The sequence below is a fragment of the Mycobacterium sp. genome, assembly GCF_025933915.1.
Lineage (GTDB): Bacteria > Actinomycetota > Actinomycetes > Mycobacteriales > Mycobacteriaceae > Mycobacterium.
In genome coordinates, this window is the sequence record NZ_JAICZA010000019.1 from 1 (window position 1) to 26154 (window position 26154).

Annotated in this window: 23 protein-coding genes; 19 read left to right on the forward strand and 4 right to left on the reverse strand. The window is 68.6% G+C overall.

The window, feature by feature from the left end:
- Together Q0W90_RS04885 and Q0W90_RS04890 are read left to right on the forward strand one after the other, a co-directional pair.
- Nucleotides 1-357 (forward strand): antitermination protein NusB (locus tag Q0W90_RS04885; protein WP_297773429.1); only part of this gene is annotated, 357 nt, incomplete at its 5' end.
- Nucleotides 358-813: 456 nt separating this feature from the next.
- Nucleotides 814-3675, forward strand: coding sequence for an aminotransferase class I/II-fold pyridoxal phosphate-dependent enzyme (locus Q0W90_RS04890; RefSeq protein ID WP_297773431.1), 2862 nt, complete (start codon nt 814-816; stop codon nt 3673-3675).
- Between the two features lie 89 nt (nt 3676-3764).
- Here the strand turns inward: Q0W90_RS04890 and Q0W90_RS04895 are convergent, their stop codons facing one another.
- Nucleotides 3765-4592: a hypothetical protein gene (locus Q0W90_RS04895; RefSeq protein ID WP_297595110.1), complete on the reverse strand. Its 828-nt coding sequence runs from the start codon at nt 4590-4592 to the stop codon at nt 3765-3767.
- A 231-nt stretch (nt 4593-4823) separates the two neighbouring features.
- Between Q0W90_RS04895 and Q0W90_RS04900 the strand changes: the two genes are divergently transcribed.
- Genes Q0W90_RS04900 through Q0W90_RS04925 form a run of 6 tightly spaced genes read left to right on the forward strand, consistent with a single transcriptional unit; the run spans nt 4824 to nt 11534 of the window.
- Nucleotides 4824-5573 (forward strand): GntR family transcriptional regulator, encoded by a 750-nt coding sequence (locus tag Q0W90_RS04900; protein ID WP_297595111.1) that lies wholly within the window; start codon nt 4824-4826, stop codon nt 5571-5573.
- A complete protein-coding gene (locus Q0W90_RS04905) occupies nt 5570-5800 on the forward strand; it encodes a ferredoxin family protein (RefSeq protein ID WP_297595112.1) in 231 nt (76 codons plus the stop codon). Before Q0W90_RS04900 ends, Q0W90_RS04905 begins: the two co-directional genes overlap by 4 nt.
- Before the next feature lie 25 nt (nt 5801-5825).
- Nucleotides 5826-7214 carry an ABC transporter substrate-binding protein gene (locus tag Q0W90_RS04910; protein ID WP_297773433.1) on the forward strand — a complete coding sequence of 463 codons (1389 nt, stop codon included), beginning with the start codon at nt 5826-5828 and terminating at the stop codon, nt 7212-7214.
- On the forward strand, nt 7211-8068 hold the full coding sequence (locus tag Q0W90_RS04915) for an ABC transporter permease (RefSeq protein ID WP_297595114.1): 858 nt from the start codon (nt 7211-7213) through the stop codon (nt 8066-8068). The genes Q0W90_RS04910 and Q0W90_RS04915 overlap by 4 nt, the downstream gene beginning before the upstream one ends.
- Nucleotides 8065-8814 (forward strand): ABC transporter ATP-binding protein, encoded by a 750-nt coding sequence (locus Q0W90_RS04920; protein ID WP_297699206.1) that lies wholly within the window; start codon nt 8065-8067, stop codon nt 8812-8814. Before Q0W90_RS04915 ends, Q0W90_RS04920 begins: the two co-directional genes overlap by 4 nt.
- A complete protein-coding gene (locus Q0W90_RS04925) occupies nt 8814-11534 on the forward strand; it encodes a fumarate reductase/succinate dehydrogenase flavoprotein subunit (protein WP_297699204.1) in 2721 nt (906 codons plus the stop codon). The genes Q0W90_RS04920 and Q0W90_RS04925 overlap by 1 nt, the downstream gene beginning before the upstream one ends.
- On the opposite strand, the gene Q0W90_RS04930 is transcribed toward Q0W90_RS04925, so the two are convergent.
- Both Q0W90_RS04930 and Q0W90_RS04935 read right to left on the reverse strand, forming a co-directional pair.
- Entirely contained in the window at nt 11535-12074 is a 540-nt protein-coding gene (locus Q0W90_RS04930) for a GNAT family N-acetyltransferase (RefSeq protein ID WP_297595117.1), read from the reverse strand.
- 12 nt (nt 12075-12086) lie between these two features.
- Nucleotides 12087-13292: a serine hydrolase domain-containing protein gene (locus Q0W90_RS04935; RefSeq protein WP_297773470.1), complete on the reverse strand. Its 1206-nt coding sequence runs from the start codon at nt 13290-13292 to the stop codon at nt 12087-12089.
- Nucleotides 13293-13599: 307 nt separating this feature from the next.
- On the opposite strand from Q0W90_RS04935, the gene pyrR reads away from it, so the two are divergent.
- The 7 genes from pyrR (at nt 13600) to pyrF (ending at nt 22334) form a co-directional block, all read left to right on the forward strand.
- Nucleotides 13600-14172, forward strand: a complete 573-nt coding sequence (gene pyrR / locus Q0W90_RS04940) for a bifunctional pyr operon transcriptional regulator/uracil phosphoribosyltransferase PyrR (RefSeq protein WP_297699202.1) — start codon at nt 13600-13602, stop codon at nt 14170-14172.
- Nucleotides 14169-15128, forward strand: coding sequence for an aspartate carbamoyltransferase catalytic subunit (locus Q0W90_RS04945; RefSeq protein ID WP_297601989.1), 960 nt, complete (start codon nt 14169-14171; stop codon nt 15126-15128). The genes pyrR and Q0W90_RS04945 overlap by 4 nt, the downstream gene beginning before the upstream one ends.
- On the forward strand, nt 15125-16417 hold the full coding sequence (locus Q0W90_RS04950) for a dihydroorotase (protein WP_297601991.1): 1293 nt from the start codon (nt 15125-15127) through the stop codon (nt 16415-16417). Before Q0W90_RS04945 ends, Q0W90_RS04950 begins: the two co-directional genes overlap by 4 nt.
- A complete protein-coding gene (locus Q0W90_RS04955) occupies nt 16414-16932 on the forward strand; it encodes a transporter (RefSeq protein WP_297601993.1) in 519 nt (172 codons plus the stop codon). Before Q0W90_RS04950 ends, Q0W90_RS04955 begins: the two co-directional genes overlap by 4 nt.
- Complete coding sequence (carA, locus tag Q0W90_RS04960; protein ID WP_297773439.1) at nt 16929-18050, forward strand: glutamine-hydrolyzing carbamoyl-phosphate synthase small subunit; 1122 nt, start codon at nt 16929-16931, stop codon at nt 18048-18050. The genes Q0W90_RS04955 and carA overlap by 4 nt, the downstream gene beginning before the upstream one ends.
- A 97-nt stretch (nt 18051-18147) precedes the next feature.
- On the forward strand, nt 18148-21513 hold the full coding sequence (gene carB, locus Q0W90_RS04965; RefSeq protein WP_297773441.1) for a carbamoyl-phosphate synthase large subunit: 3366 nt from the start codon (nt 18148-18150) through the stop codon (nt 21511-21513).
- A complete protein-coding gene (gene pyrF / locus Q0W90_RS04970) occupies nt 21510-22334 on the forward strand; it encodes an orotidine-5'-phosphate decarboxylase (RefSeq protein ID WP_297701070.1) in 825 nt (274 codons plus the stop codon). Before carB ends, pyrF begins: the two co-directional genes overlap by 4 nt.
- A gap of 4 nt (nt 22335-22338) precedes the next feature.
- Here pyrF and Q0W90_RS04975 read toward each other — a convergent pair whose 3' ends face one another.
- Nucleotides 22339-22761: a TOBE domain-containing protein gene (locus Q0W90_RS04975; protein ID WP_297701071.1), complete on the reverse strand. Its 423-nt coding sequence runs from the start codon at nt 22759-22761 to the stop codon at nt 22339-22341.
- Between the two features lie 572 nt (nt 22762-23333).
- Here Q0W90_RS04975 and mihF point away from each other — a divergent pair.
- From mihF to coaBC, 4 genes are all read left to right on the forward strand, one after another.
- Entirely contained in the window at nt 23334-23648 is a 315-nt protein-coding gene (gene mihF / locus Q0W90_RS04980) for an integration host factor, actinobacterial type (RefSeq protein ID WP_046185993.1), read from the forward strand.
- An 88-nt stretch (nt 23649-23736) separates the two neighbouring features.
- On the forward strand, nt 23737-24408 hold the full coding sequence (gene gmk / locus Q0W90_RS04985; RefSeq protein WP_297701072.1) for a guanylate kinase: 672 nt from the start codon (nt 23737-23739) through the stop codon (nt 24406-24408).
- 74 nt (nt 24409-24482) lie between these two features.
- Entirely contained in the window at nt 24483-24809 is a 327-nt protein-coding gene (rpoZ, locus tag Q0W90_RS04990; RefSeq protein WP_297701074.1) for a DNA-directed RNA polymerase subunit omega, read from the forward strand.
- 21 nt (nt 24810-24830) lie between these two features.
- Nucleotides 24831-26093 (forward strand): bifunctional phosphopantothenoylcysteine decarboxylase/phosphopantothenate--cysteine ligase CoaBC, encoded by a 1263-nt coding sequence (coaBC, locus tag Q0W90_RS04995; RefSeq protein WP_297773446.1) that lies wholly within the window; start codon nt 24831-24833, stop codon nt 26091-26093.
- Nucleotides 26094-26154: the final 61 nt, after the last annotated feature.

Consider the following 26154-nt stretch of genomic DNA (forward strand, 5'->3'; position numbering starts at 1 on the left):
GCGACGGTGGTGGTGGGTGCGGTGGTGTGCGCCGCCTACGGGTGGACCATCGTCGCCTCGGTGCTCTCGATCTACGCGCTGGGGGTGGGCGCCTGGCTCGGTCACTGCGTCGAACGGGTGGCCGTCGCCCGCCGCATCAGCACGGTGCGCTCGGCGGCCAAACCACTGCAGCCGCTGCTGCCGGTGATGGCCGCGATCATGGGGCTGACGCAGGGCGTGGTGCGGGCGCTCAGCGATGTCGCCGACCTGCCGGCCCGCCGCCGGGAGCTGCCCATGCTGCGATGGGCGGACAGCACCCGGGGCAATCGGCGCCTCATCGACGGTGACGTCGAAAGCGACGACGAGCCGGATCGCTAGGTGCACTTCGCAGTGCTCAATCCGGTTGCAGAGTCACCGTCAGCAGGTTGCCGCGCGGCTCGTTAGCCCGGCTGCAGCTAGAATAAGTACCGCCCTACGCCACAACGGGAGTTCACGATGATGATGAATCTGCAGAAGGTCCCGGTATTGGCGGCAGTAGCCGCGGTGTTGGCTTTCGGTGCGATAGCGGTCGGAGCGGGGCTGGCACAGGCTAATCCCTTCCCCTACCAGCCGGGGCCACATGAACCCGGGCCAGGACCAGGGATACCCGGACCCGGTATGCCCGGCGGGGGCCCGGTACTACCACCGGGTCAGGTTTCGCCACTACCGCCCGGCCAGGTAAACCAGCTGCCGTTCGTTCCACCGCCCGGCCACTGGGGCAAACCGTGAACGTGGGTGTGTCAATTGAGCGTTGGCCAGACGTGGGCCCCGGGTTGACAAAATAGCCGCGCGCTAATGATTCGATACAGCACCCAGCCGCGACGACTTCGAGTCTCCGCGCTGGCGGCGGTGGCCAACCCGTCGTACGCCCGTGTCGACACCTGGAACCTGCTGGACGACGCGTGCCGTCACCTCGCCGAGGTGGATCTCGCCGGACTGGACAAAGCCCACGATGTGGCCCGCGTGAAGCGCCTGATGGATCGCATCGCCGCCTACGAGAGGTACTGGCTGTACCCGGGCGCAGAAAATCTGGCGGTGTTCCGCGCCCACCTGGAAAGCCTGTCTACGGTGCGGCTCACCGAAGAGGTCTCCCTGGCCGTGCGGCTGCTGGGTGAATATGGGGACCGCGCAGGGCTTTTCGATACCTCCGCGCCGCTGGATGACCAGGAACTGGTGGCGCAGGCCAAACAGCAGCATTTCTACACCGTGTTGCTGGCCGACGACGCCCCGGGCACGGCGCCCGACAGCCTGGCCGAATGCCTGCGGGCGCTGCGTTGTCCCTCCGACGACGTGCAGTTCGAGATCCTGGTGGTCCCCAGCGTCGAAGACGCCATCACCGCGGTCGCGCTCAACGGGGAGATTCAGGCCGCGATCATCCGCGATGACCTGCCGCTGCGCTCCCGCGACCGGCTGCCGCTGATGAACACGCTGCTCGGGCCCAACGAGGACGCGGCCGACGTCATTCCCGATCGCGCCAACGACTGGGTGGAATGCGGCGAATGGATCCGGGAGCTGCGACCCCACATCGACCTGTATCTGCTCACCGACGAGTCGATCGCGGCGGGCGACGACACCGAACCCGACGTCTACGACCGGACCTTCTACCGGCTCAACGACGTCACCGACCTGCACAGCACGGTGCTCGCCGGGCTGCGAAACCGTTATGCCACACCATTTTTCGATGCCCTGCGCGCGTACGCGGCGGCGCCGGTCGGCCAGTTCCACGCGCTTCCGGTCGCGCGCGGCGCCAGCATCTTCAACTCCAGGTCGCTACAGGACATGGGGGAGTTCTACGGCCGCAACATCTTCATGGCCGAAACCTCCACCACCTCCGGCGGATTGGACTCGCTGCTGGATCCGCACGGCAACATCAAAAAGGCGATGGACAAGGCCGCGAAAACGTGGAACGCCGACCACACCTACTTCGTCACCAACGGGACATCGACCGCCAACAAGATCGTCGTACAGTCGCTGACCCGCCCCGGCGACATCGTGCTGATCGACCGCAACTGCCACAAGTCGCACCACTACGGGCTGGTACTGGCCGGGGCGTACCCGCTGTACCTGGACGCCTATCCGCTGCCGCAGTTCGCGATCTATGGGGCGGTGTCGTTGCGCACCATCAAGCAGACGCTGCTGGACCTCGAGGCGGCCGGACAGCTGCACCGCGTGCGCATGCTGCTGCTGACCAACTGCACCTTCGACGGCGTCGTCTACAACCCCCTGCAGGTCATGCAGGAGGTGCTGGCGATCAAGCCAGACATCTGCTTTTTGTGGGACGAGGCGTGGTACGCCTTCGCCACCGCGGTGCCTTGGGCCCGGCAGCGGACCGCGATGGTGTCTGCCGAGCGCCTCGAGCACATGCTGGTGTCGCCGGAATACGTTGAGGAATACCGGAAGTGGGCCGCGTCCATGGATGGCGTCGACCGGTCGGAGTGGATCGAGCGCGAGCTGATGCCCGACCCGGCCACCGCGCGGGTCCGCGTCTACGCCACGCATTCCACGCACAAGTCGCTGTCGGCGCTGCGGCAGGCGTCGATGATCCACGTGCGGGACCAGGATTTCAACGCGCTGACCCGTGATTCATTCGCCGAGGCGTTCCTGACCCACACCTCGACGTCGCCGAATCAGCAGCTGCTGGCGTCGCTGGACCTGGCGCGCCGGCAGGTCGACATCGAAGGCTTCCAACTGGTCCGGCAGGTCTACGACATGGCGCTGGTGTTCCGGCACCGGGTCCGTAAAGACCGGCTGATCAGCAAGTGGTTCCGCATCCTTGACGAATCCGACCTGGTGCCTGAGGAATTCCGGGAGTCCTCGGTCAGCTCGTACCGTGAGGTCAGGCAGGGCGCGCTGGCCGAGTGGAACGAGGCGTGGCGCTCCGACCAGTTCGTGCTGGATGCGACGCGGGTGACGTTGTTCGTCGGCGCGACGGGGATGAACGGTTACGACTTCCGCGAAAAGATCCTGATGGAGCGGTTCGGCATCCAGATCAACAAGACGTCGATCAACAGCGTGCTGTTGATCTTCACGATCGGCGTCACCTGGTCGAGTGTGCACTACCTGCTCGACGTGTTGCGAAGGGTGGCAATCGATTTCGACCGCATCGAAAAGGCGGCCAGCGTCGCCGACCGGGCGCTGCAAAAGCGCCATGTCGAGGAGATCACCGAGGACCTGCCGCACCTGCCCGACTTCAGCGAGTTCGACGTCGCCTTCCGGCCCGTCGACGAATGCAACTTCGGCGACATGCGGTCGGCGTTCTACGCCGGGTACGAGGAGTCCGATCGCGAACACGTGCTGATCGGCATGGCCGGGCGACGGCTGGCCGAGGGCAAGACCCTGGTCTCGACCACATTCGTGGTGCCCTACCCGCCGGGCTTCCCGGTGCTGGTGCCCGGCCAGGTGGTTTCCAAGGAGATCGTCTACTTCCTCGCCCAGCTCGACGTCAAAGAGATCCACGGATACAACCCGGATTTGGGGTTGTCGGTCTTCACCGAGACCGCGCTCGCGCGCATGGAAGCGCAACGCAATGCCGCTCAGGCCGCGGTCGGCTCGGTGACCGCGGCGTTCGAGCTGCCCACGGACGCCTCCGGCATCAACGGGGTGCGCAATGGCGCCGACGACGCCCAAATCGTGCCGTCGGTCGCCGACAGCACCTGAAACGGGGTCACGGTCACGTCGATTTCACGATCAACTCGCTCGATGAGCGAGGCCCCGGAATCGGCGAGGTTCGCCGACTTTTGAGCCGGTCATGTTTCGCTCTGGTCGGGTGGCTCGACGTCGATGCCTGATTGAGCTTCTGCCGCATCGGCTTTGGGCTGGCCGGGGTGGCGACCGGGACGCTGCGGTATGACGACGAGCAACACCGCGATAAGCGCGGCGAGCACCGCCGAGGCGAGCGGGCGGCTCCATGCCAGGCCGCCGTCCGCGACGGGCTTGTCGATGAAGTCACCCACGGTCGCTCCGAGCGGCCTGGTGAGGATGAACGCGACCCAGAACAGGGTGACGCGCGAGATGCTGGTCCAGTAGTAGAGGGCGGCGACGACGATCAGGGCGGCCGCGAATACCAACGCGCCGCGTTCATAACCAAAATCGCGCGTATCGGCCAGCCAATCGCCGAGCGCGGTGCCCAGCGTCTGCGAGAACGTGATGGTCGCCCAGTAGAAGGCCTCCACTTTCGGCGTCGAGACGGTGGAGACCGAGACGGTGCCTTGCGTTGCGCGCCAAAGGCCCAAGGTGGCCAGAAGGCAAGCCAACAGCAGCAGCGATCCGCCCGTGTAGCCGATCCCCAGTGATCGGTCGGCGAAATCGGCCAGCACGGTGCCGAACGTCGTCGACGCCACGATCGTCGCCCAGTAGAGGGCGGAATGGAATCGCTTGGCGAAGATCTGAGCGACAGCCAGCGTCACCAGCGCGGCGCCGAAGATCAGGACCCCGGCGGCGTAGCCCCAATCCAGCGTCATCGTGACGGTATCGCCGCCGGTTTCGCCCAGCGTCGTGGCCAAGACCTTGATGACCCAGAAGCCCAGGGTGACCGCCGGCACCTTGGTCCACGCGCGTCTTGAAACGTCAGTCATCTACGGCCATCTTCCGTCGTCGCTGGTTGTGCATGCCTACGGTAGCCCGCGTCGGGTTCCGCTCACCAAGATCGCAACGCCGGCGGATCGCCGTGGGTGGCGCAATAGCGCGGCTGCCCGCGGTTTTCGCTGGTCGACCCCGAACGCGGCCCGGCGCAATACGCCCGGCCGTCGATGGGGGCCCGTGTCGCCCGCCCGGAAAGGGCCCCTGAGCTGCGTTAGCGTGGCGGCGTGGCGCAACCAGTACCGATCGCAGGGCCCCGGGCCAATCGTGCCCGCCGGGTGGCCGACGTGCTGCGCCAGCAGATCCACGCCGACGCCTACCCGGACGGCCTGCCGGCCGAACTCGAGCTGGCCGCTGAATTCTCGGTCTCCCGCAACACTATTCGCGAAGCACTGGCCGCCCTCAAGCGCGAGCGGCTGATCGACCGTGGACCCAAGATCGGCACCCACGTCGCGCAGCGCAAGTACGCCCACGGGCTCGATGCGCTGCTGGGGCTGAAGGAGACGTTCAAGGACCTCGGCGAGGTGCGCAACGAGGTGCGGGCGGCGATGCCGGTCACCGCGCCGCCGTCGGTGGCCCGCCGGTTGCGGCTGAAGCCGGGGGAGCGGGCGGTGTTGGTCGAGCGGTTGCGCTACCTCGGTGACCTGCCGCTCAGCCTGGACCTCACCTACCTCGCCCCGGACATCGGCCGGCAGGTGTTGAACCATCCCCTAAAGAACCCACTCGAAGAAGAAGACCTGTTCGCGCTCATCGAGCAGGTGAGCGGGCAGCGGCTGGGCTCGGCGACGCTGGCCCTGGAAGCCATTCCCGCCGACGCGCATTCGGCGGCCACGCTGCAGGTGCCCGAGGGCGCGGCGCTGCTGATGCTGGAGCGGCTCACCAGCCTCGCCGACGGCACCCCCGTCGACCTCGAGTACATCCGGATGCGGGGCGACCGAATCACCATGCGCGGCAATCTAGTTAGGAGCGAGGCATGACGCTGATCAACAACACGCGCGCGGACGTACCGGTGACGATCGACGAGTCGCTGTGTATCGACGGCTGCACGCTGTGCGTGGAGGTCTGCCCGCTGGACGCGCTGGCCATCGACCCCGAGACCGGCAAGGCCTACATGCATGTCGACGAATGCTGGTACTGCGGCCCCTGCGCGGCCCGCTGCCCGACCGGCGCCGTCACCATCAACATGCCCTATCTCCTTCGCTGAAAAGCATTTATCCCCAGGAACTTCGATGAAACGACACGCCGTCCGGCTGGCGTCGGTGACGATCGCGGTCGCCGCGCTCACCTCGGGTTGCTCGCTGGAATCCCTGTCGCAGTCATCCGGCGTGGTCAACGTGGTGGTGGGATACCAGTCCAAGACCATCAACACCGTCACCGCGGGCACGCTGCTGCGCGCACAGGGCTACCTGGAACACCGCCTGGCCGACATCACCACCCGCACCGGGACCAAATATGCGGTGCGATGGCAGGATTACGACACTGGAGCCCCGATCACCGCGCAGATGCTCGCCGAAAAGATCGACATCGGCTCGATGGGCGACTACCCGATGCTGATCAACGGCTCCAAGACGCAGGCCAACCAGCTGGCCCGCACGGAGCTGGTCTCCATCACCGGCTACAACCCCAAAGGCGCCCTCAACATGGTGGTGGTGGCGCCGGATTCGCGCGCCACGGGCCTGGCCGACCTCGCCGGCGCCAAGGTCTCCGCCAGCGTCGGGTCCGCCGGCCACGGCACCCTGGTGCGCGCGCTGAACAGGGCCGGCATCAACGGTGCCGAGGTGCTCAACCAGCAACCGCAGGTCGGCGCCTCCGCACTGGAATCCGGTCAGGTGCAAGCGCTCTCACAATTCGTCGCCTGGCCGGGTCTGCTCGTCTACCAGGGCAAGGCCAAACTGCTCTACGACGGGGCCGAGCTGAACGTGCCCACATTGCACGGTGTGGTGGTGCGCCGCACCTACGCGTCGGCGCACCCGGAGGTGCTGGGCGCCTTCCTGCAGGCGCAACTGGACGCCACCGATTTCCTCAACGACAAACCGCTTGAGGCCGCGCGCATCGTCGCCGGGGAAAGCGGACTGCCCCAGGAGGTGGTCTACCTCTACAACGGTCCCGGCGGCACGTCGTTCGACACGACGCTGAAGCCGTCGCTGGTCGACGCGCTGAAAAGCGATGTGCCGTACCTGAAGTCGATCGGCGACTTCGCGGATCTCGATGTGGCCAAATTCGTCGTGGACGAACCGCTGCGCGCGGTGTTCACCGCCCGCGGGCTCGACTATGCGGCGTCACGGGCGCGCACGACGAACCCGTGCGCGCTGCGCGGCGACCCCGCGCTGGCCGGCGAGCTGTGGTTGGACGGAGCCAACACCACGCAAACGACCGCGACCCCGACCGGCCTGCTGCAGGCCGTGCGGGATGCGGTCAGCCACGGCGCCAAGGTCCGCGCCGCCTACGTTCCCGACGCCGAACTCGGCACTCGCTGGTTCGCCGACAAGGCGCTCTGGGTCAAAGACGGGTGGAACTATCTGCCGTTCGGCACCGCGGCCGGGGCGAACAGGTACCTCGCCGGCCACCCGGGCGGCGTCGCCATGGATTACCAAGAGGCACTGGGAGGTTCGGTATGACTGCCCAAGTGGTGGCCGACCAAGTCCTTGGCGTGGTCTCGACGCCTTCGGTGACGCGGCCGCGGCGGATCACGGCGCGGTGGCGGTCGCGGCTGCTGCGACTGGCGTCGGTGGCCGCCGCGATCGGGCTGTGGCAAGTGCTCACCGCGGACAAAGTGCGGCTGTTGCTGCGGTTCGACACGCTGCCCACCGTCACCGAGATCGTCACCGCGCTGCACCGCCGGCTCGGTGCCGGCGAGTACTGGCTCGACCTGGCGCAGTCGCTGATCCGCATCTTGACCGGCTTCGGGCTGGCCGCCGTCATCGGCGTCGCGACCGGTGTGCTGCTGGGCCGTTCGCGGTTGTTCGCCGACGTGTACGGACCGCTGGCCGAGCTCGCCCGGCCCGTCCCGGCCATCGCGATGGTGCCGGTCGCCATCCTGTTGTTCCCGTCCGACGAGGCCGGCATCGTGTTCATCACGTTCCTGGCGGCCTATTTCCCGATCATGGTCTCCACCCGGCACGCGGTGCGCGCGCTGCCCACGCTGTGGGAGGACTCGGTGCGCACGCTGGGCGGCGGCCGGTGGCAGGTGCTGACCCAGGTGGTGCTGCCCGGCATCCTGCCGGGTGTTTTCGGCGGGCTGTCGGTCGGCATGGGCGTGGCATGGATCTGCGTGATCTCCGCCGAGATGATCTCCGGGCGCCTCGGCGTCGGCTACCGCACCTGGCAGGACTACACCGTGCTGGCCTACCCCCAGGTGTTCGTCGGCATCATCACCATCGGTGTGCTGGGATTCGTGACCTCGGCGGCCGTCGAATTGGTGGGCCGTCGCGTGACCCGCTGGCTGCCGCGCGCACAGGAAGGTTCGCGATGAAGGCGTCGAAAACCGGGATGAGTCTGGAGCTCGATCGAGTTCGGTTGTCCTACAACGGCCCTCCGGTGATCGACGAGCTGAGCCTGATGGTGCGGCCGGGGGAGATCCTGGTGCTGACCGGGCCGTCGGGCTGCGGCAAGTCGACGGTGTTGCGGGCGCTGGCAGGCCTGCTCTCACCCGATGGCGGAAGCGTGCTGGCCGACGGCGGCGCCGTCGCCACCACCTCCGGTGACCGCGGAATGGTCTTCCAGGACAATGCGCTACTGCCGTGGCGCACCGTGCGGTCCAACATCGAGCTGGCGCTGCGCCTGCGCGGCGAACCCCGGGCCGGCCGGCGCGCGGCCGCCGAGCGCTGGATCGACGAACTCGGACTCACCGGGTTCGGTGACTACCTGCCCAACAGCCTGTCCGGCGGGATGCGCCAACGTGTCCAGCTCGCGCGCGGCCTGGCCGGGGCGCCCCGCGCGGTGATGATGGACGAGCCGTTCGGGGCCCTGGACACCCGCACGCGGGCGGCCATGCAGCGGTTGCTGATCGACACTTGGCGCACCCACCCGACCACGATCGTGTTCGTCACCCACGACGTCGACGAGGCATTGGCGCTGGGGGACCGCATCGTGGTGCTGGGCCGCGCCGGTGAGTCGCCGCGCGCCTCGATCGAGGTGCCGGAACCGCGCAGCGACCGGCCGCACGAGGAGTTGCGCGCGCAGATCATCGCCGCGCTGAACTACGCGGAGGCCCCGTGATGCAGATTCCGGACCCGACGGCTGCGGTCCGGCTCGACTGCGACGTGCTGGTCATCGGCGGTGGCACCGCGGGCAGCATGGCGGCCCTGTCCGCCGCCGAGAGCGGCGCGCAGGTGCTGTTGCTGGAGAAGGCCCATGTGCGCCACTCCGGCGCGCTGGCCATGGGCATGGACGGGGTGAACAACGCGGTGATCCCCGGCAAGGCCGAGCCCGAGGACTACGTCGCCGAGATCACCCGCGCCAACGACGGAATCGTCAACCAGCGCACGGTGTATCAGACGGCCACCCGCGGCTTCGCGATGGTGCAGCGGCTGGAGCGCTACGGCGTGAAGTTCGAGAAGAACTCCCACGGTGAATACGCCGTGCGCCGGGTGCACCGCTCGGGCTCGTACGTGCTGCCCATGCCCGAGGGCAAGGACGTGAAAAAGGCGCTGTACCGGGTGCTTCGGCAACGGTCGATGCGCGAGAAGATCCGGATCGAGAACCGGTTGATGCCGGTGCGGGTGCTCACCGAAGACGGCCGGGCGGTGGGCGCGGCGGCGCTGAACACGCGCACCGGGGAGTTCGTCACCGTCGGCGCCAAGGCGGTGATCCTGGCGACCGGGGCGTGCGGCCGGCTCGGCCTGCCCGCCTCGGGCTACCTGTACGGCACCTACGAGAACCCGACCAACGCCGGCGACGGCTACTCGATGGCCTACCACGCGGGCGCCGAGCTGTCCGGCATCGAGTGCTTCCAGGTCAACCCGCTGATCAAGGACTACAACGGCCCGGCATGCGCGTACGTGGCCAATCCCTTTGGCGGGTACCAGGTCAACGCGCACGGCGAGCGGTTCGTCGACTCCGACTACTGGTCGGGGCAGATGATGGCCGAAGTCAAAAGCGAGATCGACTCCGCGCGCGGGCCCATCTACCTCAAGGTGTCGCACCTGTCCGACGAGACGCTGACCGCGCTGGAAAACATCCTGCATACCACCGAGCGGCCGACCCGGGGCACCTTCCACGCCAATCGCGGCCACGACTACCGCACCCACGACATCGAGATGCACATCTCCGAGATCGGTTTGTGCAGCGGACATTCCGCCTCGGGTGTGTGGGTCGACGAGCACGCCCGCACCACGGTGCCCGGCCTGTACGCCGCGGGGGATATGGCCTGCGTCCCGCACAACTACATGATCGGGGCGTTCGTGTTCGGCGATCTGGCCGGCACGGATGCCGCGTCGAGTCTGGCCGCCGTGGCCGCGCCGCAACACCTTCCGGAGGACCAGGTGCGCGAGGCGCACGAGTTGATCTACCGGCCGCTGCGCCATCCGGACGGGCCGCCGCAGCCGCAGGTCGAATACAAGCTGCGCCGGTTCGTCAACGACTATGTCGCGCCACCCAAGACGGCGGCCAAACTGTCGCTCGCGATTCGCGCCTTCGACCGGATGAGCGATGAGATCGCCGAGATGGGCGCCCGCAATCCGCACGAGTTGATGCGCGCGGTGGAGGTGTCGTTCATCCGGGACTGCGCCGAGATGGCCGCCCGATCCTCGCACACCCGCACCGAATCACGGTGGGGCCTGTACCACGACCGTGCCGATTTGCCCGGCCGCGACGACAGCCAATGGGGCTACCACCTGAACCTGCGCAAAGCGACCCAAGGCGACGCCGAGAAAGGAATGGTGTTCCTCAAGCGGCCGGTGGCGCCGTATTTCGTTCCGGTTCCGGAGCTGGACGGCCTGCCGCCCACCGACCGGACCGTGTACCCGGTGCAGGAGCCGCCGCTGATCGGTGGCCGGGCCCCCGCCGCGGCGGGAGCCCGCATCGCCTCGGCCGCAACGGTGTTCGAGCCGCCCTCACCCCGCATCGCCGAAGTGCTGCGGCTCGAGGAGCCGACGCTCGCGGACCTGGCGCGCTACCTTGCCGACGCGGATCCCGGCGTGCGCCGCACCGCGGTGACCACCCTGACCGAGCACATCCCCGAGGGGTATGCGCCGGCCCTGTTGACCGCGCTCGGCGATGACGATGCCGCGGTCCGCCGAGCCGGCGCCGACGGGATCCGCGAGCTGGTCGAGGTGCTGCCCGACCCCGAAAAAGCCGGGGAATACCTGGAATCGGGCGACCGCGTGGTGCGGGCCGCCGCGCTGTACGTGCTGGCCGCACGCCGCGCCGGTGACGGCGCCCGATACCGTCGTGCCCTCGGCGATGCCGACCATCGGGTCCGCATCGAGGCCGTGCGTGCGCTGGTGTCCGTCGACGACGTCCACGGGGTCGTCGCCGCCGCCGGCGATGAAGACCGGGAGGTCCGGATCGCGGCAGCCGCCGGACTGGCGGCCCTGAGGGGGGCCGCCCCCGCCAGCCGGGCGGTGCGCCGACTGGTCGCCGACACCGACCCGCTGGTGCGTGCCGCCGGCCTCGCCGCATTAGGTGAATTAGGGTGCGGCCAAGACGATCACACGGCGGTCAAGCAGGCGCTGCGGGCACCGGCATGGCAGGTGCGCGAAGGCGCGGCACGCGCGCTGGCCGGCGCGGCCGTGGACTTCGCGGTTCCGCAGCTGTACGAGGCGCTCAGCGACGCGCATCTGGACGTGCGCAAAGCGGTGGTGCTGAGCCTGGCCCGGTGGGTGGGTGAACCCGCTGCGCGTGAGGCACTGGGGATCGCGCTCAAGGACGGCGACGCGGACGTGCGCGCCTACGCGCGGCGGGCGCTGGAACAAGACGACGTGGCGCGAAAAGGATAGTCAGCGCAGGATCTTGGCGTAGAGCAGGCTGTCCTGCGGCTCGGGCCCCATGGTCGGGTAGACGGCGTGCCGGGCCAGTCGGCCCTCCAGGAAGAAGCCGGCGTGCTCCAGCAGGCGCGCCGAGCGCTCGTTGTCGACGCTGCAGGTGGCCCAGACGCGATACACCTCGCGATCGGCGTCGAGCGCGGCGAGCAGCATGCCGAGCACTTCGGACATCAAACCTTTGCCCCACCAGCGTCTGCCAAGGCAGTAGCCGATCTCGACCGAGTGCGGTGCCGTGCGCCGACAGCTGGCCAGCCCGATGACCTCGCCGCGATGCCGCAGCTCGATCACCCAGGTCTTCTCGTCGGCACTGGCGTTGAGCTTTTCGGTGATCACCCGCCGCGTCGCCGCCACGTCGGGATGCGGTGCCCACAACAGGTACTTGGTGACTTGCGGATCGCGGGCGACCCGCTGGAAGAGCGCCCCGGCGTCGTCGATCGCGGGCGGGCGCAGCGTCAGCCGCGGCCCGTTGATGCGGTCGGGTGGGTAGCCGGGCATGGCGATCCGCCCTTACAGGCCGAGCGCGCGATAGGTGTTGCGGACGAATCTCGGTTGCGCCGTGCGCAGTTTGGCCAGCGACGTGTTGCCGGCGACGGCCGTGGCGGCATCGACGGTCAGGTCCGGCAGATTCTGAATCAGATAGATCAGGATCAGACCCGCGGCGGGGTCGGCCTGCCACCAGGTCCCGTAGGCGCCGGGCCAGCCGAACGTGCCGACACCGCCGGGCCCGAATAGCGGTGTGCTCCTTACCGGATCGGTCACCACCGACAGATTCAGCCCGAAGCCGCGGCCCACCCAGTACGGCGCGCCCAGGAAGTTGTGCCGCTTCTGCTCATCGGTGAGCCGGTCGGCGCGCATCAGCCGGACGGATTCCTTCGACAGCACCCGCACACCGTCGACCGTTCCGTCGCCGAGCAGCATCCGCACGAAACGCAGGTAATCGTCGGCGCTCGACCACAACCCGCCGCCGGCATTGCAGAACGAGGGCGGCGTGAGGTGCGGCGGGCCCATCACGCCGTGCTGCAACTGGTGTTCGTTGGTGAGCCGGTACATGGTCGCCGCGCGGCGCCGCGCCTCGGGGGTGACGAAGAAGCCCGTGTCGGTCATGCCCGCCGGACCCAGGATCCGTTCGTCGAGAACCTGGTGGAACGGCTTGCCCTCGATGCGGGAAGCGAGGACACCCAGCAGGTCGATCGAATGGCTGTAGGTGACACGGTCACCGGGTTGGTGCACCAGCGGCAGCTTGGCCAGCTCGGCCAGCCAGGCGTCCGGCCCCTGGTTGAACGGCAGCCGCAGGTAGGCCTTGGAGATCGGCCCGGACACCGAGAATCCGTACGCCAGGCCGCTGGTGTGGGTGAGCAGATCCTCGATCAGGATGGCGCGGTTCACCGGGTGCGTTCGGTCCAGCGGGCCGTGCGGATCGTCGAGCACCCGCACGCCGGCCAGCTCCGGGGCCCAGCGGACGACCGGATCCTTGAGCTTCAGCTTGCCCTCGTCGACCAGGCTCATCACCGCGGCGACGGTCACCGGCTTGGTCATCGACGCGATGCGAAACAGCGTGTCCCGCTGCATTGGCAGGCCCGCGTCCACGTCGCGATAGCCGATTTCGTTGACCTGCAGCAGTTCTCCGTGTTGCCATACCACCGTCACCGCGCCGGCGAGCAGGCCGGCCTCGCACACGTCGCGGACGGAGGCCGCGTTGCCGTCAAGGGTCAAGCGATTCACCCGGTCAGGTTAGCGGGCCGGCGGTGCTGCCCGATCAGCGCCGATGACCCTGGCTCGACGTTTCGTCGAAAGCGGTTCGAAGAACCGGGTACTTCGTCCCACGCGCCGCCGCGACCCGGTAGGTACTCGCTGCCTGCCCCTGAAGAGACGCATGGGGCGGATGTGACCACCACGGGTGGGGAGCGATGTGGCCACCCGCGCCCGGCGCCGCCGCTCCCGAAATAAGTGCTACGCTGCCGTGCAGTCGACATCCTTTAACGATCCGTCCGGTGAGGCGGAGAAGGAGGTCAAGTTTCGTATGGGTGCTGCGGGCGACACCGGCTCAGTCAGTGATTCCCGGGAATTGATGTCGGCGGCCGACGTCGGCCGCACCATTTCCCGCGTCGCACACCAGATCATCGAGAAGACCGCGCTGGATGGTCCCGACGCGCCCCGGGTCGTGCTCCTGGGCATCCCCACCCGCGGCGTGGTCCTGGCCAAGCGCCTGGCCAACCACATCGGCGAATACAGCGGTGTGGACGTCGGTCACGGCGCGCTGGACATCACCCTGTACCGCGACGACCTGATGCAAAAGCCACCGCGGCCGCTGGAGGCCACCTCGATCCCGGCCGGCGGCATCGACGATGCGTTGGTGATCCTGGTCGACGATGTGCTCTACTCCGGACGCTCGGTGCGTTCCGCCCTGGACGCACTGCGCGACGTGGGCCGCCCCCGGGTGGTGCAACTGGCGGTGCTCGTCGACCGCGGCCATCGCGAACTGCCGCTGCGTGCCGACTATGTCGGCAAGAACGTTCCCACCTCCCGCAGCGAGAGCGTGCACGTGCTGTTGAACGAGAACGACGGTGAAGACGGCGTGGTGATCTCGCGATGACGCGCCATCTTCTCGCCGCCGGTGACCTGAGCCTTGACGACGCCACCGCCATCCTCGACGACGCCGACCGGTTCGCCCAGGCGCTGGTGGGCCGCGAGATCAAGAAGCTGCCCACGCTGCGCGGCCGCACCATCGTGACGATGTTCTACGAGAACTCGACCCGCACCCGGGTGTCCTTCGAGGTGGCCGGCAAGTGGATGAGCGCCGACGTGATCAACGTCAGCGCCGCCGGATCGTCGGTGGGCAAGGGAGAGTCGCTGCGCGACACCGCACTGACGCTGCGGGCGGCCGGGGCGGACGCGCTGATCATCCGGCATCCGGCGTCGGGCGCCGCGCATCTGCTCGCCGAATGGACGTGCGCCGACGACGATTCCGGCCCCTCGGTGATCAACGCCGGGGACGGCACCCACGAGCACCCGACGCAGGCGCTGCTGGACGCGCTCACCATTCGTCAGCGGCTCGGCAGCATCGAGGGCCGGCGCGTCGTGATCGTCGGCGACGTCCTGCACAGCCGGGTCGCCCGCTCCAACGTCATGCTGCTGGCAACCCTGGGCGCCGAAGTGGTCCTGGTGGCACCGCCCACGCTGTTGCCGGTCGGCGTCGACGGCTGGCCGGTCACGGTGTCGAACGACTTCGACGCCGAACTGCCCGCCGCCGACGCGGTGCTGATGCTGCGGGTGCAGGCCGAGCGGATGAACGGCGGCTTCTTCCCGTCGGTGCGCGAATACTCCACCCTGTACGGGCTTTCCGACCGCCGCCAGGCGATGCTGCCCGGCCATGCCGTGGTGCTGCACCCGGGACCGATGCTGCGCGGTATGGAGATCGCATCATCGGTGGCCGACTCATCGCAATCCGCTGTGCTGCAACAGGTTTCCAACGGTGTTCATGTGCGGATGGCGGTGCTGTTCCATGTGCTGGTCGGCACCGAATCCGCCGGAGAAGAGGGTGCGGCGTGAGCGTGTTGCTGCGCGGGGTTCGGTTGTACGGCGAAGGCGACCGGGTCGACGTCCTGGTCGATGACGGTCAGATCGCCGCGATCGGCCCAGGCCTTGACATTCCCGACACGGCCGACGTGATCGACGCCACCGATCAGGTGCTGCTGCCCGGTCTGGTGGACCTGCACACCCACCTGCGAGAGCCGGGCCGCGAGTACGCCGAAGACATCGAAACAGGGTCGGCCGCCGCGGCTTTGGGCGGCTATACCGCGGTGTTCGCGATGGCCAACACCAACCCGGTCGCCGACAGCCCGGTGGTCACCGACCACGTCTGGCACCGGGGCCAGCAGGTCGGCCTGGTCGACGTGCACCCGGTGGGTGCGGTCACCGTCGGGCTGGCCGGCAAAGAGCTCACCGAGATGGGCATGATGGCGGCCGGCGCCGCGCAGGTGCGGATGTTCTCCGACGACGGCATCTGCGTGCACGACCCGCTGGTGATGCGTCGCGCCCTCGAGTACGCCACCGGCCTGGGCGTGCTCATCGCCCAGCACGCCGAGGAACCCCGGCTGACCGTCGGAGCCGTCGCCCACGAGGGACCCACCGCCGCCCGGCTGGGCCTGTCGGGATGGCCCAGGGCGGCCGAGGAATCGATCGTTGCCCGCGACGCGCTGCTGGCACGCGACGCCGGGGCCCGGGTGCACATCTGCCACGCCTCCACCGCGGGCACCGTCGAGATCGTGAAATGGGCTAAGGGCCAAGGTATTTCGATCACCGCCGAGGTCACCCCGCACCACCTGATGCTCGACGACGGCCGCCTGACCAGCTACGACGGGCGTGACCGCGTCAACCCGCCGCTGCGCGAAGCGGCCGACGCGGTGGCGTTGCGCCGGGCGCTGGCCGACGGCGTCATCGACTGCGTGGCCACCGATCACGCCCCGCACGCCGAGCACGAGAAGTGCGTGGAGTTCTCCGCGGCGCGGCCCGGCATGCTGGGGCTGCAGACGGCGCTGTCGATCGTGGTGCGGACGATGGTCATCCCGGGACTGCTGACCTGGCGTGACCTCGCCCGCGTGATGAGCGAAAACCCCGCACGCATCGCGCGGCTGCCCGATCACGGCCGGCCCCTGGAGGTGGGGGAGCCGGCCAACCTGACGGTGGTGGACCCTGACGGCTCGTGGACCGTCGCCGGTCCCGACCTGGCCAGCCGGTCGGCCAACACGCCCTACGAAGCGATGACGTTGCCCGCCACCGTGACCGCGACCCTGCTGCGCGGCAAAGTCACCGCCCGAGATGGGAAGTGTCCGGCATGAATTCAGGCACCCTGGTGGGGTCGCTGATCTTCGCGGCCGTGCTGTTGGTGGTGATCACGGTGGTGATCCAGCTGATGATGCGCACCTCGCGGCGCCGCGCGCAGCGGCAGGCGGAGCTGATCGGCGATTTACCGCAGATCCCGGACGAGGTGGGTGCGGCAAGCATCACCACCCGGGGCCACTATTGCGGTTCAATGATGGCGCCGGGCTGGAGCGAGCGGATCGCGGCCGGCGATCTCGGTTACCGTAGCAAAGCGGTGCTGACCCGCTATGCCGGTGGGATCATGGTGGAACGTCTACGGGCCCAACCGATTTGGATTCCGAAGGATTCGATCACGGCTATCCGCATGGAGCGCGGAATGGGGGGCAGGCCGGCCCGGATCGGCATATTGGCGATCCGCTGGCGGCTGCCGTCGGGAGTCGAGATCGACACCGGATTCCGGGCGAACGACCGCCACGGCTACGACGGGTGGCTTCACGACGGACGGGATGGGCAGGAGAAAGAGGTCGCGTGAGCAGTAAGGCGCTATTGGTGCTCGAAGACGGCCGCGTCTTCACCGGCACCCCCTTCGGCAAGATCGGCCAAACACTGGGCGAGGCCGTGTTTTCCACCGGCATGTCCGGCTACCAGGAGACGCTGACCGATCCCAGTTACCACCGGCAGATCGTGGTGGCCACAGCGCCGCAGATCGGCAACACCGGCTGGAACGGCGAGGACGCCGAGAGCCGCGGCGACAAGATCTGGGTCGCCGGCTACGCGGTACGCGATCCCTCGCCGCGCGCGTCCAATTGGCGCGCCACCGGAACCCTGGAGGACGAGCTGATCCGCCAGCACGTCGTGGGGATCGCCGGCATCGACACCCGGGCGGTGGTCCGGCATCTGCGCACCCGCGGCTCGATGAAGGCGGGGGTGTTTTCCGGTGACGCGCTCGCGAACCCGGTCGAGTTATTGCAACGCGTGCGCGATCAACAGTCCATGTTGGGCGCCGACCTTGCCGGCGAGGTCAGCACGCCCGACGCCTACATCGTGGAACCCGAAGGGCCGCCCCGGTTTACGGTGGCCGCACTCGACCTGGGCATCAAGACCAACACGCCGCGCAACTTTGCCCGCCGTGGCATCCGCAGCCACGTGCTGGCGTCGTCGGCGACCTTCGAGCAGATCGCCGACATCAAGCCGGACGGTGTGTTCTTGTCCAACGGCCCTGGCGACCCGGCCACCGCCGATCACATCGTGGCGGTCACTCGTGAGGTGCTGGGCGCCGGAATCCCGTTGTTCGGTATCTGTTTCGGCAATCAGATCCTGGGCCGGGCGCTGGGCCTGTCCACCTACAAGATGGTGTTCGGTCACCGCGGCATCAACATCCCGGTGATCGACCACGCGACCGGGCGGGTGGCGGTGACCGCACAGAATCACGGCTTCGCGCTCGAGGGGGAGGCCGGCCAGTCCTTCGACACGCCGTTCGGATCGGCGGTGGTCAGTCACACCTGCGCCAACGACGGAGTGGTCGAGGGCGTCAAACTCGCCGGTGGGCGGGCCTTTTCGGTCCAATACCATCCGGAGGCCGCCGCCGGCCCACACGACGCGAATTACCTGTTCGACCAATTCGTCGAGTTGATGGCAGGGGAGCGCTGATGCCACCCACCCGGGCGAGCGTGCGTGTTTGTGCGGCGACACGCCGTAACCGCTGTACATCTGCGCACTCTCGCGTCCCGACCGGAGGGGGAAGGTAGTGCCGCGTCGCACCGACTTGCGTCACGTGCTGGTGATCGGCTCGGGGCCGATCGTGATCGGGCAGGCCTGCGAGTTCGACTACTCCGGTACCCAGGCCTGCCGGGTGCTGCGCGCCGAGGGACTTCAGGTCAGCCTGGTCAACTCCAACCCGGCCACCATCATGACCGACCCGGAGTACGCCGACCACACCTACGTCGAGCCGATAACCGCGGCGTTCGTCGAGAAGGTGATCGCCCAGCAGGCCGAGCGCGGCAACAAGATCGACGCGCTGCTGGCCACCCTGGGCGGGCAGACCGCGCTGAACACCGCGGTCGCGCTGTACGAGAACGGGGCGCTGGAGCGCCACGGCGTCGAACTCATCGGCGCCGATTTCGATGCCATCCAGCGCGGCGAGGACCGGCAGCGGTTCAAGGACATCGTCGCCAAAGTGGGCGGTGAATCCGCCCGCAGCCGAGTGTGTTTCACCATGGAAGAGGTCCGCGAGACGGTCGAGGAGCTGGGGCTGCCGGTCGTAGTGCGGCCCAGCTTCACGATGGGCGGCCTGGGTTCGGGGATGGCGCGATCCGTCGAGGAGGTCGACCGGATGGCCGGCGCCGGGCTGGCCGAAAGCCCCAGCGCCAACGTGCTCGTCGAGGAATCCATCTACGGCTGGAAGGAATTCGAGCTCGAACTGATGCGCGACGGCAACGACAACGTCGTCGTGGTGTGCTCGATCGAGAACGTCGATCCGATGGGCGTGCACACCGGTGACTCGGTCACCGTCGCGCCGGCGATGACGCTGACCGACCGCGAATACCAGCGGATGCGGGATCTGGGCATCGCGATCCTGCGCGAGGTCGGCGTGGACACCGGCGGCTGCAACATCCAGTTCGCGATCAATCCCACCGACGGCCGGCTGATCGTCATCGAGATGAACCCCCGGGTGTCGCGGTCAAGCGCGCTGGCGTCCAAGGCCACCGGCTTCCCGATCGCCAAGATCGCCGCCAAGCTGGCCATCGGTTACACCCTCGACGAGATCGTCAACGACATCACCAAGGAAACGCCGGCCTGCTTCGAGCCCACCCTGGACTACGTCGTGGTCAAGGCGCCGCGGTTCGCCTTCGAGAAGTTCCCGGGCGCCGATCCCACCCTGACGACCACCATGAAATCCGTCGGCGAGGCAATGTCGCTGGGCCGCAATTTCGTTGAGGCACTGGGCAAGGTGATGCGGTCGCTGGAGACCAGCCGCGCCGGCTTCTGGACCAAGCCCGACCAGGACGGCGGGGTCGACGACGTGCTGACCCGGCTGCGGACACCGACCGAGGGCCGCCTCTACGACATCGAACTCGCGCTGCGCCTCGGCGCATCGGTAGAGGAGGTGGCACGGGTCTCCGGCGTGGACCCGTGGTTCGTCGCCCAGATCGGCGAGCTGATCACGCTGCGCGCCGAGCTGATCGCCGCGCCGGTGCTCGACGCCGAACTGCTGCGGCGCGGCAAGCACAACGGTCTGTCGGACCGCCAGATCGCAGCGCTGCGGCCCGAATTGGCGGGCGAGAACGGGGTGCGGTCACTGCGTGAGCGCCTCGGCGTGCACCCGGTGTACAAGACGGTCGACACCTGCGCGGCCGAGTTCGAGGCCAGGACGCCCTACCACTACAGCAGCTACGAACTGGACCCCGGCGCCGAAACCGAGGTGGCCCCGCAGACCGAGAAACCCAAGGTGCTGATCCTCGGGTCGGGACCCAACCGTATCGGCCAGGGCATCGAATTCGACTACAGCTGTGTGCATGCCGCGACGACGTTGTCGCAGGCCGGCTTCGAGACGGTGATGGTCAACTGCAACCCGGAGACGGTGTCCACCGACTACGACACCGCCGACCGGCTGTACTTCGAGCCGCTGACCTTCGAGGACGTCCTCGAGGTGTTCCATGCCGAGCAGCAGTCCGGCGGAGACGGGCCGGGGGTGGTCGGGGTGATCGTGCAACTCGGCGGGCAAACCCCGCTCGGGCTGGCGCAGCGCCTCGCCGACGCGGGCGTGCCGATCGTCGGCACCCCGCCAGAAGCCATCGATCTGGCCGAGGACCGCGGCGCGTTCGGCGACGTGCTGACCGCGGCCGGCCTGCCGGCGCCGAAGTACGGCACCGCGACCACTTTCGCCCAGGCCCGCCGGATCGCCGAAGACATCGGATACCCGGTGCTGGTGCGGCCCTCCTACGTGCTGGGCGGGCGCGGCATGGAGATCGTCTACGACGAGGAGACACTCAAGGGCTACATCACCCGCGCGACCGAGCTCTCGCCCGAGCACCCCGTGCTGGTCGACCGCTTCCTCGAAGACGCGGTGGAGATCGACGTGGACGCGCTCTGCGACGGCACCGAGGTGTACATCGGCGGCATCATGGAGCACATCGAGGAGGCCGGTATCCACTCCGGCGACTCGGCGTGCGCGCTGCCGCCGGTGACGCTGGGCCGCAGCGACATCGAGAAGGTGCGCCGCGCGACCGAGGCCATCGCGCACGGCATCGGCGTGATCGGGCTGCTCAACGTGCAATACGCGCTCAAGGACGACGTGCTCTACGTGTTGGAAGCCAACCCGCGCGCCAGCCGCACGGTGCCGTTCGTGTCCAAGGCCACCGCGATCCCGCTCGCCAAGGCGTGTGCCCGGGTCATGTTGGGCGCCAGCATCTCCCAGCTTCGCGACGAGGGGCTGCTGGCCGCATCCGGGGACGGGGCCCACGCGGCCCAGAACGCCCCGATCGCGGTCAAGGAGGCGGTGCTGCCCTTCCACCGCTTCCGCCGCGCCGACGGCTCGGGCATCGATTCGCTGCTCGGCCCGGAGATGAAATCCACCGGCGAAGTGATGGGGATCGACCGCGACTTCGGCAGCGCCTTCGCCAAGAGTCAAACCGCCGCCTACGGGTCGTTGCCGGCCCAGGGCACCATCTTCGTGTCGGTCGCCAACCGGGACAAGCGCTCACTGGTGTTCCCCGTCAAGCGCCTGGCCGACCTCGGGTTCCGCGTTCTTGCCACCGAGGGAACCGCGGAGATGTTGCGCCGCAACGGAATTCCGTGTGACGAGGTGCGCAAGCACTTCGAGGATCCGCAGCCGGGACGTCCCGCGCAGTCGGCGGTGGACGCGATCAAGGCCGGCGAGGTCGATATGGTCATCAACACGCCCTACGGAAACTCCGGTCCGCGCATCGACGGCTACGAAATCCGTTCGGCCGCGGTGTCGGTCAACATCCCCTGCGTCACCACGGTGCAGGGCGCCTCGGCCGCGGTCCAGGGCATCGAAGCGGGCATCCGCGGCGACATCGGGGTGCGGAGCCTGCAAGAACTGCACAGCCAGATCGGCAACGGCGGCCAGCCCGGAATCGGGGCCCGGTGACCGGCTTCGGTGTCCGGCTGGCCGACGCGAAGGCCGAACGCGGGCCGCTGTGCGTGGGCATCGACCCCCACCCCGAACTGCTGCGGGCATGGGACCTGCCCACGACCGCCGACGGGCTGGCCGCGTTCTGCGACATCTGCATCGAGGCGTTCTCCGGATTCGCCGTCGTCAAACCCCAGGTGGCGTTCTTCGAGGCCTACGGCGCCGCCGGATTCGCCGTGCTGGAACGCTCCATCGCGGCCCTGCGGTCGGCCGGGGTGCTGGTGCTGGCCGACGCCAAGCGCGGTGACATCGGAACGACGATGTCGGCCTATGCCGCTGCCTGGGCGGGCGATTCGCCGCTGGCCGCCGACGCGGTGACGGCCACGCCGTACCTGGGGTTCGGGTCGTTGCGGCCGCTGCTGGAAGCCGCCGCGGCGCACGACCGGGGGGTGTTCGTGCTGGCGGCCACCTCCAACCCGGAGGGGGCGACCGTGCAGCGGGCCGCCTTCGACGGCCGCACGGTGGCCCAGTTGGTCGTCGACCAGGCGGCGGTGGTGAACCGGTCCGCGACCTCGTCGGGGCCGGGGTATGTCGGCGTCGTCGTGGGCGCGACGGTGCTGCACGCGCCCGATCTCAGCGCCCTGGGCGGTCCCGTCTTGGTGCCCGGGCTCGGTGTCCAGGGCGGGCGACCCGAGGCGCTTGCCGGGCTGGGCGGGGCGGAGCCGGGGCAGCTGCTGCCCGCGGTGGCACGCGAGGTGCTGCGGGCCGGGCCGGGTGTGGCGGAGCTGCGCGGGGCGGCCGAGCGGATGCTGGACGCCGTCGCCTACCTGGCGGTGTGACCCGCTAATCCGACGCCAGTGCCGTACTGGGCTGCGCGGTTTCGACGATGACGGTGGTGGCCTTGACGACGGCCACCGCGACGCTGCCGGGACGCAGCTGTAACTCCTCGGCGGCCTCGGTGCTCATCAGCGAAACCACGGTGAACGGGCCGCACTGCATCTCCACCTGGGTCATCACCTTGTCGCTGACCACCGAGGTGACCAGCCCGACGAAGCGATTGCGGGCCGAGCTGCCGATGCTGAGCGGGTCGGCCGGCGGCGAGGGTGCGTTGCTGCGGGAGAAGCGGGCAAGGTCCTCGCTGGCGATCACCTTGCGGCCCGCGGCGTCGTGACTGACCTCCAAGGCGCCCTGGTTGATCCAGCGCCGCACGGTGTCATCACTGACGCCGAGCAGCTCAGCTGCCTGGCGAATGCGCAGGTTGGACACGCCCCGATGGTATCCGATTCCCGACTGCGGATTAACTGCACGCGGCTCGGCCGGCGTCGTATCGCGCTGGTCAGGACTCGCGGCCGCCCACCGTCCCGGCGCCGGGGATCCGCGCCCAAAGACCCCCGCGGGCACGCTGCGCCGGTCGCATCGGGCGAGGCGGCGGTGCTGGCCGGCCCTTTGACCGGCGACGCGACACGCGCGACACGCCGTGACGAATGCGTGATCCCTCGCACCGCCCCCGATCGGTGCGCGCCGGCGCATTTGCGAACGGCCCCGTCACCGCACCCGGCGCCGGCCGGGCCGGTAAAACCGCTGGTAGAAGGCTCAGCAGCGGGCACAAGCGGCCGCGCTAAAGCCGCCGGGACGGCGTCGAGGCGGGCGTCGTCGGCGCCGTCTGGCGGGCCGCTTTGGCGGGACACGCGCCGTTGCATGCTGGGAGTTTGCCCCGTTTAGCAGGGGGGCGGGTTAGATTTCGTCAGGAGGCCTGAGTACGGTCGTCTCCGCTGGCAGAAGAACCGGCGAGACAAAATGAGATCGATTGAAAGTGATTGATCAGATACGGAGGAATCGTGGCCCTTCCCCAGTTGACCGACGAGCAGCGCGCGGCCGCGTTGGAGAAGGCGGCTGCCGCACGTCGAGCACGAGCAGAGCTCAAGGACCGGCTGAAGCGTGGCGGCACCAACCTCACCCAGGTGCTCAAGGACGCCGAGACCAACGAAGTCCTGGGCAAGATGAAGGTTTCGGCGCTTCTCGAGGCGTTGCCCAAGGTGGGCAAGGTCAAGGCGCAGGAAATCATGACTGAGCTGGAGATCGCCCCCACCCGCCGCCTGCGGGGTCTCGGCGATCGTCAGCGCAAGGCCCTGCTGGAAAAGTTCGGCTCCTAAACCGCTCGCCGACGATGCAGGCCGAACGGCCTGAGCAGAAGGCGGGCACTCCGACCCAAGCCGTGGGTGCACCTGCCCAGGAGCGCCTGTGAGCACCGGCGGGGGACCGGACGTCCAGCACGGGGCACGTCCCGAACCATCGGGTGACGGACGTGTGGTCGTGCTGTCCGGTCCCTCAGCGGTCGGCAAGTCGACGGTGGTCCGGTGTCTGCGCGAGCGGGTGCCGAACCTGCATTTCAGCGTCTCGGCCACCACGCGGGCGCCGCGGCCCGGCGAGGTCGACGGTGTCGATTACCACTTCGTCAGCCCCGTCCGCTTCCAGCAGCTCATCGACGAGGGCGCCCTGCTGGAGTGGGCCGAAATTCACGCGGGGCTACACCGCTCGGGCACCTTGGCCGAGCCGGTTCGGGCCGCCACCGCCCGCGGATTTCCGGTCCTGATCGAGGTTGACCTGGCCGGAGCCAGGGCCGTGAAACAGGCGATGCCCGAGGCCCTGACGGTGTTTTTGGCACCGCCCAGCTGGGAGGACTTGGAGGCCAGGTTGGTCGGCCGCGGCACCGAGACCGCGGAGGTCATGCAGCGGCGCCTGGAGACAGCGCGCATCGAAATGGCGGCCCGAGACGACTTCGACCGGGTGGTCGTCAACAGTCGATTGGAGTCTGCGTGCGCCGAATTGGTATCCTTGCTGGTGGGAACTGCGCCGGACCGGCATGACCCGGCTGGCCAGACCAGAAGTCAGACCACATCCAATCAAGATTGAGCACCGAATTTTTAGCGGCTATCAGGCCGTTTGGTCCTCTAGCCCGCCTTCGAACGCCAAGGAGATTGACCTCAGTGACTATTCCGCAGTCCGACTCGGCGCTGGCCGCCGTCCCCGACCGGTTCGATCCCGCCGCCGGGGGACAGGGCGCATACGACACTCCGTTGGGCATCACCAACCCGCCCATCGACGAGCTGCTGGACCGCGTCTCGAGCAAGTACGCCCTGGTCATCTACGCGGCCAAGCGGGCCCGTCAGATCAACGATTACTACAACCAGCTCGGTGAGGGCATCCTCGAATACGTGGGGCCGCTGGTCGAGCCCGGGCTACAGGAAAAGCCGCTCTCGATCGCGCTCCGCGAGATCCACGGCGACCTGCTCGAGCACACCGAGGGCGAGTAACAGGGCCGGGCCGGGCGCGCTGTGGACCGCACGCGGATCCCCAAACGAGTCGTAGTCGGTGTCTCCGGCGGTATCGCCGCCTATAAGGCGTGCACCGTCGTTCGTCAGCTGTCCGAGGCCGGTCATTCCATCCGGGTCATTCCGACCGAGTCCGCGTTGCGTTTCGTCGGGGCCGCCACCTTTGAGGCGCTCTCCGGCCAGCCGGTGCACACCGGCGTCTTCAACGACGTGCCCGAGGTTCCACACGTCCAGCTCGGCAAGCAGGCCGACCTGGTTGTGGTGGCCCCGGCCACGGCGGATCTGCTGGCCCGGGCGGTGCACGGCCGGGCCGACGATCTGCTGACCGCCACCCTGCTCACGGCGCGATGTCCGGTGCTGTTCGCGCCGGCGATGCACACCGAGATGTGGTTGCACCCGGCCACTGTCGACAACGTGGCCACATTGCGCGCGCGGGGTGCGGTGGTGCTCGAGCCCGCCGCCGGGCGACTCACCGGGACAGACAGCGGGTCGGGCCGGCTGCCCGAAGCCGAGGAGATCACCACCCTGGCTCACCTGCTGCTGGAACGCCACGACGCGCTGCCCTACGACCTCGCCGGCTGCAAAATGCTGGTGACTGCCGGCGGCACCCGCGAACCGGTCGATCCGGTGCGCTTCATCGGCAACCGCAGCTCCGGCAAGCAGGGCTATGCGGTGGCGCGGGTGGCGGCCCAGCGCGGCGCCGAGGTCACGCTGATCGCCGGCCATACCGCCGGGCTGATCGATCCAGCCGGTGTCGAGGTGGTCCATGTCAGCTCGGCGAGCCAACTGGGCGACGCCGTGTCCAAGCGCGCCCCGGAGGCCGACGTGCTGGTGATGGCCGCCGCGGTCGCCGACTTCCGGCCCGCGCACGTTGCCGCCGCCAAGATCAAAAAAGGCGCTTCAGAAGACGCCGCGCCCCCGACGATCGAGCTGGTGCGCAACGACGACGTGCTCGCCGGGGCCGTGCGGGCCCGGGCGCACGGGCAGCTGCCCAACATGCGGGCCATCGTGGGCTTTGCCGCCGAGACCGGGGATGCCAACGGCGATGTGCTGTTTCACGCCCGCGCCAAGCTGGGGCGGAAGGGCTGTGATCTGCTGGTGGTCAACGCCGTCGGCGAGGGCCGCGCGTTCGAGGTGGACAGCAACGACGGCTGGCTGCTGGCATCCGACGGCACCGAGTCGGCGCTGCAGCACGGCTCCAAGACCTTGATGGCCAGTCGTATCGTGGATGCGATCGCCGCGTTCCTGCGCGGGGACAGCGGGTAGGGCGGTCGAGTTCTTCTCGGCACCGGGACGGGGTGCCGGCCGGGCTGACGCGAGCCGATAT